Source organism: Pedobacter sp. Leaf216, assembly GCF_001421515.1.
In the GTDB taxonomy this organism is placed as follows: domain Bacteria; phylum Bacteroidota; class Bacteroidia; order Sphingobacteriales; family Sphingobacteriaceae; genus Pedobacter.
On sequence record NZ_LMKM01000014.1, the window covers coordinates 1 to 15,113 of the forward strand.

The following is a 15,113-nucleotide window of genomic DNA, read 5'->3' on the forward strand; positions in this document are numbered from 1 at the left end:
ATCAAGCATTGAACTTCAAATCTCCTGTAGATTTATTACAGGAAATTTGAGGACAAAATTATACTTTTGAATGGTCTGAAAAACAGGGGAGCTTACACACCAAGCAACACCACAATTTCGCAAGGCGATATTAATTATGTGAAAACGTATTATCCTGGAAGAGGTTAAATATTGAAACAAGATAGTTTACTCAAGAGATGCTAAATAAAATTTAGCATCTCTTTGTATATTGATCCAATAATAAATTGAGTAAAGAAACGTGAAAGATTGATTCATGCCTCACAATATCGACCGCTCCAACGTAGCCGAGAAATTAACGTAATAGATCTATCCATTCCACTGCGTTCCAGTCGAGATGACGACGCATTTTATTAGAATCTGTCAATGGTAGCGTAGTCGAAGGGCCTTAGCCAAATCGTTCTTCAGAAAGCCTTTTCAACACCGGAAGCAATCTCTAAAACAATTACTAGCATGAAAAATTGCTTCATCGTTCTCCTGGCTATGACAATCGCTCAATTTCACTTCACTTCCTCAAACTTCAGCACTACACTGGTCCTATCCGTGTTTAAAATTGGGTTAAAACCTATATTCATTAAGAAATCTCCTGTATAAGTTTTACTTCCATCAATTGGCGATTTCGTTCCCGGAAAAAGATTAATCTCCTTAATCTGATATTTTTTATTGGCATCCAAACCGTTTAATTTAACCGGATATTTGCTACTTTCACCATAACGGTAATTCACCTGGTAATTAAAAATTACACCTTCGGTTTTCTCTTCGTTAACATATAACATTGATGCTACACTCCCGGAACGTGGATCGGCTAAACGGTACTGATCGCCCTGCCAGATGATTGCTTTCACATCGTTGTAATTTTTAATGGCTTCCTGACAAAACTGAAGTTCTTTTTCGGGTAATTTACTCACTACAATATCAAAACCCAGCTTTCCCATCATGGCTACATCTGTTCGGAACTTGATAGATTGTTTGCCCCAATCGGTAACATGGTTTGAACTGCTCACGGCAGGATAGAAATAAGAATATTCCCATTGCATAAAAATCCTTTCTAAGGGATCGGTATTATCGCTCGGCCAAAATTCTGTAAAATACTGTAAAGCACCATAATCTACCCGGCCGCCACCACCAGAACACAACATCATTGGTATGGTTGGGTATTTTGCACGAATGCGTTGTAATACAGTATACAATCCCCTTACATAATCTATATAAAAATGCGACTGGTTTTTTAAATGTGCCGAGTAGGCATTGTAAATTACCGCGTTACAATCCCATTTTATATAAGCCAACTTAGGGTTTTTGGTAAACAGACCATCAACCACGCTAAAAACAAAATCTTGTACTTTGGGGTTCGAAAGATCAAGTTCCAATTGGTTTCTGAAATAATGTTCTGGTCGGTTAGGTTGTTTTACTACCCAATCTGGATGCTTCTCATACAGTTCGCTTTTTGGGCTTACCATTTCAGGCTCAATCCAGATACCGAATTTAGTACCAACATTATCTGCTTCCTTTACCAGTGAAGAGATGCCGTTTGGCAATTTCTTTTTGTTTTCCTGCCAGTCGCCCAGGGCCGCATGGTCGTCGTTTCTTGGATATTTATTTCCAAACCATCCGTCGTCGAGCAAAAACAAATCAACACCTAATTTTTTAGTATCTTTTAATAAATCAGCAAGCTTCTGTTCGTTAAAGTCGAAATAAGTAGCTTCCCAATTGTTCAGAAGTGTTAATCTACTGCCCTTACCATCGAGTATTTTATAGTTACGTGCCCAGTTTTGTAATTTTCTACTGGCATCTCCTTTACCCTGATTGGAAAAAGTGTATAAAAATGCTGGTGTAGTAAATAATTCACCAGGTTTTAAGCTATAAGGTGAAGCATAATTGTTCATTCCGGCAATAATGCGCAGGTTATTCTGATAATCAAGCTCCAGGTCGATTTTAAAATTTCCGCTCCATTCCAAAGCACCATATAACACATTACCCTCATTCTCTTCCCCAGGTTTATCAAGCGAAATCATAAAAACCGATGGCTGGAAAAGATTGGCCCTTGTACCAAGCTTACTATCCAATGTTTTAATGCCGTGTGTAAGTTCACTTTGTTCAGGCTGCATTTCTTTTGCCCAATCACCATGGTACTGGTTAAGCCAAAAATGTGGCGATTTAAGGTGCAAATTGGCTGAAGCATACTTATTTAATGTCACTATGCCTTTCTCGCTGTGTTTAATTTCTGTCCACTGTTCAATTACATCCTGCTTATAAAAGGATTTATAAAATAATGTTACCTCAAAATTGTATGCAGGATCTTTCAACCGGATTTTTAACAGGTTTACATTATTATCAATGGCAGTAACAGTATGATCAACGTAACTTAAATCAAGTGAATTATTGCCATCTGCATGTGTAACACTTATGGCAGGCTCCACCAGGTTTCTCGATCCCGAAGGGGTGTAGGCAGCATTAAGTTGTTCACTGTAATCGTCTGTTTGCTTATATTGACCGCTAACCTGGCTATATTCTTCTTTATTGGCGAGTTTTTTACCAAAGAAAATAGTTTTAAGATCTTTTTTTGCATCTGCCTGTAAAACCAACGCATTATGAGCGGTTTCAATAGGAATTATGGTTTGCGCATTAACAGTTGCGAGGGTAAAAAGTGAAACGGCGATTGCCACTGCGCCATGATTAAAATAATAGGTAAGTTGATGTAATCTGTTCATTTCTTTCAATAGTAATTCAATAATGTTTTATAGATATTTGGTTGATTTTAGGGCTTAAGTTTTATTTTAAAAATAACAGCATCTTTGGCTTTTAGGTTAATTACCTGGTTATTTTTAAGCTGATTAGTTTCTTTGATTAAAAGGTTTTCTGAAAGGTAAACTTCTGTTGCATTTAAGCCTATTCTCGAAAAATCGATTTTGTAACCTTTCGCTTCATTTTCGTAATTAAAAATAGCGAGGTATTTTACACCGCTAGTATCCTTTATAAAAAGTTGCGAAGCAGATTTACCGCTATTACCTTCAACGGGAACAAATGCCTTTCCATTTTTCAAAACATCTAAAATTTCGCTGTTGTTCAGCAAACGCTGTGCGGTGTTGGTCCATTTGCCCTTGCGCGAAAAATCATCGCCGGTAATGCAGGTTCCGGTAACAATGGCCGATAAAAACCTTGCTGTATTTTCACCTTCAGATTGATCGCCAAAAACCACATGGTCGGCATCAATATAATCGTAAAGGTAAGTTTGCCACCAGCCGTTACTCACGCTATTTAATGTGTATTCGGTATCTTTTATTGATTTAAATGCATCACAGGCAATTCTGCGTACATGAACATATCGTCCCGAAGCCAAACTTGGCGATATGGCTGCGTACACCAGCATTTTACCATCCAGCTGTTTGAGCAGAAATTCCATACCAGCTTTGTAAGCCTGCATACCTGTTGTAATTTTGGGATCGTAAAAACGGTCTGATTCTATTGCGGCATGACCTAAAAAATCAATCTTGATCATTTCGAAACCACATTCCTTAAACTTATTAATTACGGTTTTAATGCGCTGTTGGGTACCCGGATGTGTGGGATCCAATGCCCGGGCACCATCAAGATCTTGGTATGCGTCACCAACTTTTGTCCACATGCCCTCAAAAGTATAAAAACTGCCATCTGCTACACGTTTTCCACCCGCAGCAAAGCCCCAATCAACAAAAGGTGCCCAGTATATACCGGGTTTCAATCCTTTAGCCTTTGCATGGTCAGCAAAGGCTTTAAGTTTTGAGTAATCGCCATGTAAACCTCCTTTTAAAAGGTTGTCCCAATACGAATCCAGGTCGATATATGCCACATCACCAATTCTGAAGGCCTTCAAACTATCGGCAAAAAAATCTGTAACCTGGTTCGCCTTTTCTAGGGTTATCTTTTCTTGCATGGCACCCCAGCTGTTCCAGCCTACAGGTGTGGCCGCTTTCCATTTAAAAACAATTGGTGGTTCAGCTATACGGTTTGCTTTCGCATAAGTTTCCATTCCCTCGCGCCAGTCAGCAAAAACACCAAAAAATACCTTTGGCGAACTAATGGCATTCCCTTTTAAATAACCATGTTCAATTTTATCGCGGGTAATTTTCTCATCGGTAAAGCCGGAAATGGCTTGCAGACTTATATTTTTATCCTTATCCATAGCCGTAATGATGCCAGTTTTCCAATTCTGATGTTCTACTGAGCCAATTACAATACCTTTTCTAGATAAATCATGGTATAAAGCTGTAACTTCTGCACTTTGATTGCTTGTATTACTTTTCAGCGGGCTGGCATTGTACGAAATAAAGGTATCGTTATCAAAAGGTACAAATAAACTTGTGGGTGTATCCAAAGTGTCGTCATCCATCAGCGATCCACTTAAAGGTACCATGTGGTTACTCGATAAATCATCTCCTTTTAATGTGATTTCGATCAAAAAATAATCAGCATTGCTATAAGTATAAAATATTTGAAGCATATCGGGTAAACCTTTCTGCTTTAAATGAAAACTATATTTAAAACCTTTTCCAAAACCATCTTTAATTGAAGATTTGGTATAGCTAATTTGTTTGTATTCTTTCGAGCTCAATATCTTTTGATTAATATTTGCATGAGAAAAACCGTTTAACAACAGGCTTTTGCTTCCATTGTACACATTAAAAGTACCGGTTTGCAGGTTATAATCTATTTTTCCGGCTTTGCCATAATTTATAACCGTTGCAAAAGCCGGATTGATTAGAAAGATCAATATGCTTAATATTAAAAGCGACTTATGCCTGAATAAAAATTTAAAAATCATGTTCAGTTGTAAAGTTTAACCGATGTTATGGTGGTCAGTTTTCCGTTTATTTTAACTTTTACCTTTTGGGGTAATGCCGAAGCTATTTTATAAGAAGTGATTTTACCATTTTTCCAGTTCATATCCACTGTAAAATTGCCTCTGGCTTTTAATCCCTTTATTTCGCCAAATGTTTTCCAAGCATCAGGTACGGCAGGTAGCAATTCGATAAAACCATCATGACTCTGGATCAGCATTTCGGCAATGGCCGCGGTGGCACCAAAGTTTCCGTCAATCTGAAATGGTGGTCCGGCTGATAACATATTCGGATAAACACCGCCACCGGCTCCATAATTGATATCGGTGCGTAAAGTAGGTTTTAAAATCTCTCTAAAAAGTTTAAATGCACGGTTACCATCCTGTAATCTTGCCCAAAATATCTGTTTATAGGCAATAGACCAACTTGGGCCGTCATCTCCTCTTACTTCGAGTGTTTTTTTAGCGGCTTCGGCCAATTCCGGCGTTGATGTTGGTGTAATTAATCCGGCCGGATAAACGCCATATAAGTGTGAAATGTGGCGGTGCTGTGGATCGGTTTCCTTATAATCTTCCAACCACTCCTGTATACGGCCATCTTTACTAATTACACCCACAGGTGGAATAGATTTTAGTTTTTCTTGTAACGATGCACTGAATGCTGCATCTACCTTAAGCAGTTTTGCTGCGGTTATAACGTTATTAAAAAGCTCCCTCACAATTTGGTTGTCAATGGTTGGTCCCATTGAAATGCTTGCTGTTTTTCCGTTTGGTAAATAGAAGCTATTTTCGGGCGATACCGATGGAGAGGTAACCAACCAGCCCGTTTTCGGATCTTTAACCAATGCACTCTGGTAAAATGCTGCCGATCCTTTTAAAATTGGGTAAATGCTTTTCAGGTATTTTAAATCGCGACTGTAAGCAAAATGATCCCAAAGGTTGCTGCATAACCAACCCGAACCTGCATTTGAAGCACCCCAAGATGCACTTTCTCCGGGCTCCGTAAATCCCCAAACATTTGTAATTACATGTGCAATCCACCCATCAGCATTGTAATAAGCTTTTGCTGTTTTTGCACCATTTGCAGTTAAATTTCGTACCAATTCTGCCAGTGGAAGATTAAGCTCAGAAAGATTAGCAGGCTCAATAGCGAAGTGGTTCATCTGTACGTTAACATCCAGGTGGTAATCTCCGTTCCATGGTGTGTTGATCTGATTTGCCCATAAACCCTGAAGATTTGGAGGTAAAAGCCCAACCCGGGTACTACTGATGCTTAAATACCGGCCAAACTGGAAAAACAATGCACTAAGCGATACATCATTTTTGTAATCTTTATAAAAGCGTTCTAACCTAACATCTGTAGGCAGTTTTGCTGCTTCACCTTCACCCAAATTAATTTTTAAGCGATTAAATAACTTACCAAAGTTTGCACGATGATTGACTAGTTCAGTTGCAAAAGCTTTCTTCTTTGCTGCCTGAAGTATATTTTTTACGTTTGATTCGAAATCAGAATGAATAAAATCAGTTTCAGCGGCAACATAAATGATAACTTCGGTTGCATCTTTAATTTTAAGTATGTTGCCCTGGCTAGTAACCGTGCCATCTTTAAGTGTTGTGCTCACCCGGCTCATGTACTTCATGCCTTTCCCATCGGTTCCGTTATCTAACTGACCGAACATCAACAATTCATTGCCCTGGCTGGCAAGTGTTGCCTTTTCGGGTCTGTTAATGGAAATGTTGCAATTTAATTTTTTAGGCTGATCGGATGTTATGCGGATAACAGCAACATCATCATCAAAACTGCAAAAATATTCCCGCTTATATTTCACACCGTTGAGCGTAAATTCAGTAACAGCTACTGCCTGATCGAGTGATAAAGTCCTTTTATAGGCTTCGGGTTTTGTTTCCTTAACTCCAGGATATTCGTACTCAAGCTGCAAATTGCCCAAAGTTTGATATTTACCCCAGTTTGCCCCTCCTGAGCCCTGCCCTTTGCACACAAAATTGCGGTTAACCAATTCTTGCGCTTCATCATTTTTGCCTTCAAGAATGAGTTGTCTGATTTTTGGCAAACTCTTATAGGCTTCATAATTATTGGCATCCTGTTTTCCTCCACTCCACAAGGTAATGTTGTTAAGTACTATGTTTTCTTTATCGACGCCTCCATCAGGCGTCATACCGAGTTTACCATTGCCTAAAGGAAGGGTTTCTTCCCATATTTTGGCAGGTTTATCGTACCAAAGCAATAGCGGCTTTTGTTGCGCCATTGCATAGTTAGCCGTTAAAAAGAAGAATAGTGAAGTAATGATCAGTAACTTTCGATGCATATTTGAATTTGTGTGTTATTGTAATTTGTAATGGATTTAAGTTAATAAAAACCCTCTTGCTGAATTCATTTCAGCATCTATAATATATCGTACACCCAGAAATAGATTCAAGGTAACTACAATTAATTAATCCCTTCTACTAAAGCAATCGTCATTTCGACCGTAGTGAAACGAGGAAGAGAAATTTATTAAGATAGCTCTCTCCTATCTTAACATCCGGCTGCGTTACAGTCGAAATGACGACGCTTGTGGTATTACTGTTTGTTCCAGAACCTGATTTCACTCATATTGCTATAATTCCCATCTCCAGTTGTTACATGTTTAATCCTGATGCGAATATAACGAATCGGTTTACCTGCATTGTCCAACTCAGCAGTAAAAGCATTTTTCCCGTCATCGGTTCTGGTTACATCTTTTAATAAAGTCCATCCTTTGCTTATTGCTTGTGCAGGCCAGCCATTATCACTTGTCGATAATGTTGTGGTGGCGTTGCTTAAATCGGCTGTGCCCCAAACTTCGAAGCGATCGGGATTATTACAGCAATCTCTTCCGGTTTCTTCTATACGCGATAAATTAGTATAAATTTTACCTAAATCGAAGGTAATTACATGTGGCATACCGCTGTTACCTGCACTGTGAAAAATATTAGGATAACCTTGTGGGCCAACGCTTCCGTCCCAAAGTTTGCTGATGCTTGTGCCAGACTCATAAGTTTGTGCATCGCCAGGCAAACGTACTTCTGCAAAAAGCGAACGGTCGCAAAGTACATAAGTAAAAATTTGAGGAAAGGTAGAAAAATCGCTTACGGCAAACACATCTAATGATCCCTTACCTGGAATATAAGATGATTTGTACAATATACTTGTTCCTGCTTTATAATCGGTTAACGTAAGAGCTGTATCTGCAGGCAAAAGTGTTTTATCTATGGTAGCACCCGTGGTATTGGTATAGCGAACAATGGTATTTACATTAATGGTATCTGGCGTTTTAAAATTCAACTGTACAGATCCGTTTCCATTTAGAACATAGGGATTTGTTGCGTTATAAGGCCTGTTTAATAGTCCTGATTGATATAAAGGGCCATATACCCTAACGTTTCTGGCTTCAATCGGGATCGATTTATGGCCTTGTGCGTCGTAAGAATATACCGTAAAAGTATATGTATATTCTTTTAAGTTGGGAATGGTTACTTTAATGGTATCTAAAGGATTGTGGCTACCAGAATTTACCACTACTGAATCGGCATTGTTGTTCCAGTAAACCACATATTTACTAATGCTTGGATCCGGACTTGGGTTCCACCATAAAGCTGTTCTTAAATTACCTGGTTTTGTTACAATATTGGCTACGCGACCGGGATAAACGATCTCACCATCTTTTAAATAGTCTTTAAAGGCAAGGTCATCTTTTGTGCAGCTGATGATTATTGTTATCAGCAACAATAGCAACCCACTAATTTTATATATATTTTTCATAACTGAAATTTATCTTTTGTATTCATTATTACCGTGGATCGCCATAAAATGCCATTTCCATTGCGTGAGCAAAAGTACCGTTAGACCATGTTGTGCTTACAGACAAACGGATATAACGCGCTTTAGGGGCGGTAAGCGGAAAATTGAAACTTACACCTGCCTTTACAAAATCATTATCTGCGGTGGTGTGTGCTACAGGAGCTAAGCCCGAAGGTGGATTTGGGAAATTATAATTGCCCATATTAACCCAATCTCCGATTACCGTACCAACAGGTGCTGATAATGGCAGTTGCGCATCTCGAGGGTTGGATAAATCAGATCCCCAAATTGAAAATACTTTTGGGTTTCCATGGCCGTAGGCATATTTATCTCCACCATCTGGCCGCTCCCATAAAATAAATCGGCTTAATTTTGCACTGATGCCTAAGCCAAAGGTGGCTATTGCAGGCATTGCACCACCTGGCGCGGTGTGCCATCCGTTCGAGTTGCCATCTGTTTTACCATCCCATAAATAAGGAAGATCCCAGCCATATGCAATCTCACCATCCGAAGAAAGTTTATATTGAAAGAACTTATTCCGATCAAGTATGGTTTCAAAAAATGGGGTAATGGTTTTGTACGTTGTATCAGAGATATTTCCAAAATTATCGGTAACATAATAGCCGATTTTCTTTGGAATTGGTGCATAACCTCTTACCGAATAGGATATTGTATCAGTTTTACCATAGTGCTGATCAATCACATCAGATACATTGGCATCATTTACACCTAAAACAATAACCCCTAGATTGTTTTTTAATGGATTAAAGCCGGTAATTTTTATCCCGCCAAAATCTGCCTCAGCGTTAATGGTTGGTTTGGCTAACAAATATGGTGGTGTATCAGGATTTACCTTTACCACAACAGGATCTGATTTAACCTCTGCCCTGCTTACCGCATACAAAGTAACCTCATAGCCTTGCTTTTTCGCAAAACCATCTACCATAATCGAATCAGAGTAATAACTCGATTTTGTTTCTCTGGTGGTTACGCCATTTATTTTGTAACGGGCCAGTACATACAACAGATTTTTGGAATTTGGCAATGCATAGGTAATGTTTGCGCCACCATTAAAATTTTCAACTTTAATATTGGATACTACACCTGGTTTCGTCATATCTGAAGAAGCAGGATCGTTATAGGTTTCCATCTTTTTACAGGCAGCAATGCTCAATGCCATGGAAATTATAAGGACTAAGTAAATACTATTTTTAATATTCTTCATGTCTTTAAATATTTTAAACTACCAGTAAGGGTTTTGAACTAAATTTGGATTAACCACCAAATCGTAGCTTTTAATTGGCCACAAATAATCTTTTAAGCCAAAAACCGGAATAAACTGTGTTGTTGGACGATAATAGTTAATTGCTTCGGCATTATTAATGCTCCAACCTTGAATCGGGTTGTTCAATACCGCCTGAAGCTCTTTCCATCTTCTTAAATCCCAGCCACTCTGGCCTTCAAAGCACAATTCAATCCGTCTTTCCTGGTGAATAATCTGCCTTAAACCATCTTTGGTACTAAATTTATTGGGGTTTCTTGAAAAGTTGGTCCATGAGGCCTGTACACCTTGTAAACCAGCTCTTTGCCTAACCTTATCAATATAAGTGAATACTTCTGCTGTTGGTCCGTTTACTTCATTTAACGCTTCAGCATAAAGGAGATATAATCCTGCTAATCTAATCAATGGCAAACGGAAGGCAGAAGGCTGAAAACCATCATCATAAACTGAAGCATAGCTTACCAATTTTTTAGGCCAGTAACCTGTAATGTTTAATCTGATGTTATCACTCGGTGCTGCAAAACCGTTACCTCTTGCTGATACATAGTATAAGGGATTTGAAGGATCATCCTGATTGTTTCGTCCATTTCCAAACCAAATTCCGCCATCGAAAGCAACATCTGCGTAAAAACGGGTTTCTCTTGCAAAATGACCTTTTATCGTTTCATATCCTTGTTGTATATAGTATCTACTGACATTATCACCTACTTTTATGGTGTTTCTACCTGCATAATCCCATGTTTTATCTTCAGTAATTGGCACACCATTTACGGTATAAAACAGCTCTTGCGTACTTATTGGAGCAGAAAAAGTGGAAGGATTTGAAAAATTATTTACTGCTGATTTAGCTGTAAGTCTTGGTGTTGCAAATCCCTGGTAATTAAATTCGGGATTTGATGCCCAGATGATTTCTGAGTTTAACTCCCATCTTTCTGCTACAGCATTCTGTACATCAAGCTGTCTTTTTATTGAATCAGATAATTTGCCAACGGTTGATGGTGAAGTGAAAGTATATAACTTAATTCCCTGTGCTTCTGCTGCAGTAATGGCAACTTTGGCAGCATCAGCGGCTTTCTTCCATTTTTGTGCATCATAAGCAGATGGAAAAAGACTTATTCCTTCTTTATCTTTAAAGCTTATATAATCAGGATTACCGTTAAAAAGTGGACTAGCTGCTGTTGCCAACACATCTGCCTTTACCGAAAGTGCAATTACGCTGGTTACTCTCCCCAACTCTGTAGCCTGGCTGTTAATTACTGCTGGTAAATCAGGAATTGCTTCGTCTAAAAGCGATACGATGTAGTCAACCGATTCATCAACTGTAGCACGTTTGATTCTTACCTCGTCAGTAGTGCTGTTTATAGCTAAATTATTTTTAATCAGCGGTATTGGACCATACATTTTAAACAAAACATAATGATAATAGGCTTTTAAAAATTTAGTTTCGGCGGTCCAGCGCTTTTTTTCTGTTGCACCTAAATCAATTGGCTTGTCAATATTCTCCAGCATGATATTACAGATCCTGATGGAGCGCCAAAGGCTATAGCTTCCTTCTTCGCCATCCCAGGTATTTAAACCTGGTTTTGCAGCTGTCTGAGTTCCGCGCAGCAAATTAAAGCCGGTTCTGTTAAATCCTTGGAAATTATCAAGGGTATTGGAATATATCAATTCTGATGATGTGGTAAAACTTGGATTTGAAGCTACATCGTTCATCCTTTGTAAATAGGCATAACATGAGTAAAGGTAATTTTCTGCTTCATTTCTATTCCTAAAAGCATAGTCAAGCGTACCAATATCATCAGGGGTTACATCCAGGTATTTTTTACAGGATACAGTGCTGCAAAGGATTAAAACAATGCAGCTGTATTTGAAATATTTTTTTATCGTTTTCATTATAACGTTACGTTAAGACCAACATTGAATACCTTTTGTATCGGATAGGCAAAGCCGTTTCCACCTTGTTCGGGATCCCACATTTTAAATGGACTCCAGGTTAGGAGATTCAGTCCATTGAAGTAAATCCGGCAGGAATTAAGCTTAATTTTTGATGAAATTCGCTGAGGGAGGGTATAGCCAAACTCCACTGATTTTAACCTCATCAACCGCCCGTTTCTCATCCACCAAGTACTGGTTTGTGCATTGTTTTCTAAATCGGCACTGTTTACAGCCAATCTTGGATAAAGGGCATAAAGATTTTGGTTTTCTGGCGACCAGTGATTATCGGCAAAATCTTTAAGCAATTGGGTATTTCCTATAATGTATTGCTGGTTACTGGGAACGAATGGACTTACCCGTGTTGGATCGATAAAGAAAGTCATTCTATCCTGACCAGTAAAAAAAGCAGAAAGATCGAAACCTTTGTATGATGAACTAAATCCAAAACCGTATACTACTTCCGGAGATTGAGGAAAACCTATATAAGCCTTATCCGCCTCGTCAATTCTACCATCATTATTTAAATCTCGGTATTTAATATCGCCGGCACGAGGAGCCTTACCATTTGCAGAAAAGATTTGTGTGGGTGAATTTTGTACTTCTTTATCATCAACAAACAATCGTTCGGCAATGTAACCATAGTTCCTGCTAATGGGTTGCCCTGTAGTATATCTATAAGATTCTGCCCATTGCGGTTCTTCATAATTAATGTATTTATTTTTAGCAAAAGTTAAGTTAGAGCGTACAGCGAAAGAAAACGCATTTACATTAAACTTGTAATCTAATGATAAATCAATACCTCGCGATCTAGCCTCACCAACATTTGCTCCCACACTGGCTTCTAAACCAAGTGTAGTTGGCAGATTTGCACGGCTCATGTAAATATCATAACGATAGTTATTGTATACCTCTGCAATTAAATTCAGGTTTTTGAATAGTGTAGCTTCCAAAGCTAAATTGGTTTGTTGTGATGTTTCCCAGGTAACATCTTTATTTTCATAATTTTTAATAAATACCCCACTGCGGTTAGAGCCACCATTGAAACCAAACTGAGCATAATTTCCGCCACCGTTTAAATTCACATCAGAGATATAAAAGAAACGTTGTGCTCCAATAGCATCGTTACCCACAATACCATAACTACCTCTTAATTTTAAGCGATTAACTACATTGGAAATTCCACCCTTCCAGAATTCTTCATTAGAAAGCACCCATCCTGCACCAATGGTTGGAAAAAAACCAAACCGATGATCTTCCGAAAACCTTTCAGATCCGTTATAGCCAAAATTGGTTTCAACAAAATAACGGCTCTTGTACGAATAAGTTAAGCGTCCGGCTAAACCCAAGTTTCGGTAGGGAAGCGAATTTTGTAATGAACTTGCATTACTAAACACAGTTTGTTGTGCGGTACCGATTACTGTGCCACTTACATTATGGTTGCCAAAAGCCTTATCATAATTTAATGATGCCTGTGCATACAGGAAAGTATTGATATTGGTATTGCCTGGGTTATAAGACAGATATTCTTGTGCAATATTGGGTGCACCATCAGTTACAGATGAATTAAGCCAATTTAAAACATAGGTATTGCTTTGTTTATCATAGGAACCAATATTATAGTAAAAAGGTGAATAGGCTCTTTGCGAATCAAAATAAGAATACCGGTTTGTGCTAAAAATAGATTTGAATGAAAGACCTTCTGTAAAAAAATCTAATTTTTGGTTAACTTCAAACTGGGCAGACATGCGCGATTCGGATGAATTCTTGTGGCCGCGTAACATAGCAGCATAGGGATTATTATCCAGAATACTGTTAACTCCCGCCCCACCTCTATTTCCGAATAAAATATGCTGCGCATTCTGATTGGCCGCATCAGCTGGATAAAATGCGGGAAATGAAACCGGACTTGTATGTACAGCGATATTGTATAAATCGGTAGAAAAACCGCCATCTGTAGCCAAAGGTCCGTTATACTCACTGAAATTACCGGATAAACGCACCACCATTTCTGTTGTTTTGCTTAAATCTATATTAATGTTAGACCTAAGTTGATAATTGCGGAACTTCACATTATTATCGTTGTTATTCCGCTCATCTTCTCTAAGTATACCATTATCAAGGTTATAAGAGCCTGCAATATAATAACGGGCTACGCCACCGCCTCCGCTTATACCAAGATTAGCCCTTTGCGTACTCGTGCGTTTTTTAAACAGCATATCAAGCCAATCAACCGCTGGGTAAACATATTCGTTGTAACCAGGGCTTTTATTAATGGTAGCCTGTGTATTGATAATCTGGTTTGGCGTAAACATAGGATCCATTCCTCTTCCAATAGTGGCTTCATTAAAAAGCCTCATGTAAGTAATCGGATCTGCAAGTTGTAAACTCTGAACTGACTGGGATGCAGAATTCTCCAAACGGAAACTAATTTTCGCCTTCCCTTCTTTACCAGATTTAGTTGCAACCAAAATTACGCCGTTTGCTCCTCTTGCGCCATATAAAGCTGTAGCACTTGCATCTTTAAGGATAGAAAAACTTTCAATATCATCTACCTGAAGCCTTGCAAGGTCAGAACTTGTTAGTTCAACGTTATCAATTAAAATAAGCGGATCTTGTTTATAACCAAAAGTAGTTACCCCGCGGATAAAGAACTGCGAATTATCTTGTCCCGGCTGTCCGCTACGCTGGTAACCGATTACACCTGCAATCTGTCCCGAAAGTGCATTGGTTAAATTACTTGAAGGGATTTTAAGGTTACCTACTTTTACTGTAGTAACCGAGCCTACTAAAGCTTCTTTGCGTTGCTTTTGGCCAAGGGCGGTAATAACAACCTCTTCAGAAAGCATGTTTTCTTCTGCCAATTTAATGTTTAGTACGTTAGCTGTACCAACAGTGGCTCTTTGTTCGCGATAACCCACGTATGAAAACCGAAGGATTTCTCCCGGAGCTACGTCGAGTACATATTTACCATTATTATCGGTTTGGGTACCCACATTAACCTTGTTCACTACTGCCACGGTTACACCCGGAAGCCCTACTCCCAAAGTATCCGTAACTTTACCTGTAATGGTTTTCTTTCCCACCTGGGAATAACCTTTTACAGGCATAAAAATCAGGAAAAATACAAGTACCGTACCTGCCGATACCAATGCATTTTTTAGCCTGCCAGACACCGAAAGGTGCCTAAAAAACAAAAATAATTGCTTCATTTGCCAATTAGC

The 15,113-nt window shown here is 38.7% G+C and carries 7 protein-coding genes; all 7 read right to left on the reverse strand.

What is annotated here, in order from left to right; translation table 11 throughout:
• Nucleotides 1-518: 518 nt before the first annotated feature.
• Nucleotides 519-2,729, reverse strand: a complete 2,211-nt coding sequence (locus tag ASE74_RS13130; protein ID WP_055909803.1) for an alpha-galactosidase — start codon at nt 2,727-2,729, stop codon at nt 519-521.
• A 47-nt stretch (nt 2,730-2,776) separates the two neighbouring features.
• Nucleotides 2,777-4,819, reverse strand: a complete 2,043-nt coding sequence (locus ASE74_RS13135; RefSeq protein WP_055909806.1) for a hypothetical protein — start codon at nt 4,817-4,819, stop codon at nt 2,777-2,779.
• A gap of 2 nt (nt 4,820-4,821) precedes the next feature.
• Nucleotides 4,822-7,161: a glycoside hydrolase N-terminal domain-containing protein gene (locus ASE74_RS13140; protein ID WP_055909809.1), complete on the reverse strand. Its 2,340-nt coding sequence runs from the start codon at nt 7,159-7,161 to the stop codon at nt 4,822-4,824.
• Between the two features lie 254 nt (nt 7,162-7,415).
• Nucleotides 7,416-8,636 (reverse strand): DUF4998 domain-containing protein, encoded by a 1,221-nt coding sequence (locus tag ASE74_RS13145; protein ID WP_055909812.1) that lies wholly within the window; start codon nt 8,634-8,636, stop codon nt 7,416-7,418.
• A 28-nt stretch (nt 8,637-8,664) separates the two neighbouring features.
• Nucleotides 8,665-9,900, reverse strand: a complete 1,236-nt coding sequence (locus tag ASE74_RS13150; protein WP_055909813.1) for a DUF5000 domain-containing lipoprotein — start codon at nt 9,898-9,900, stop codon at nt 8,665-8,667.
• 18 nt (nt 9,901-9,918) lie between these two features.
• Complete coding sequence (locus ASE74_RS13155) at nt 9,919-11,850, reverse strand: RagB/SusD family nutrient uptake outer membrane protein (protein WP_055909815.1); 1,932 nt, start codon at nt 11,848-11,850, stop codon at nt 9,919-9,921.
• The gene (locus ASE74_RS13160; protein WP_235526085.1) at nt 11,850-15,101 is read right to left on the reverse strand and encodes a TonB-dependent receptor; all 3,252 of its coding nucleotides are present in this window, start codon (nt 15,099-15,101) and stop codon (nt 11,850-11,852) included. The genes ASE74_RS13155 and ASE74_RS13160 overlap by 1 nt, the downstream gene beginning before the upstream one ends.
• Nucleotides 15,102-15,113: the final 12 nt, after the last annotated feature.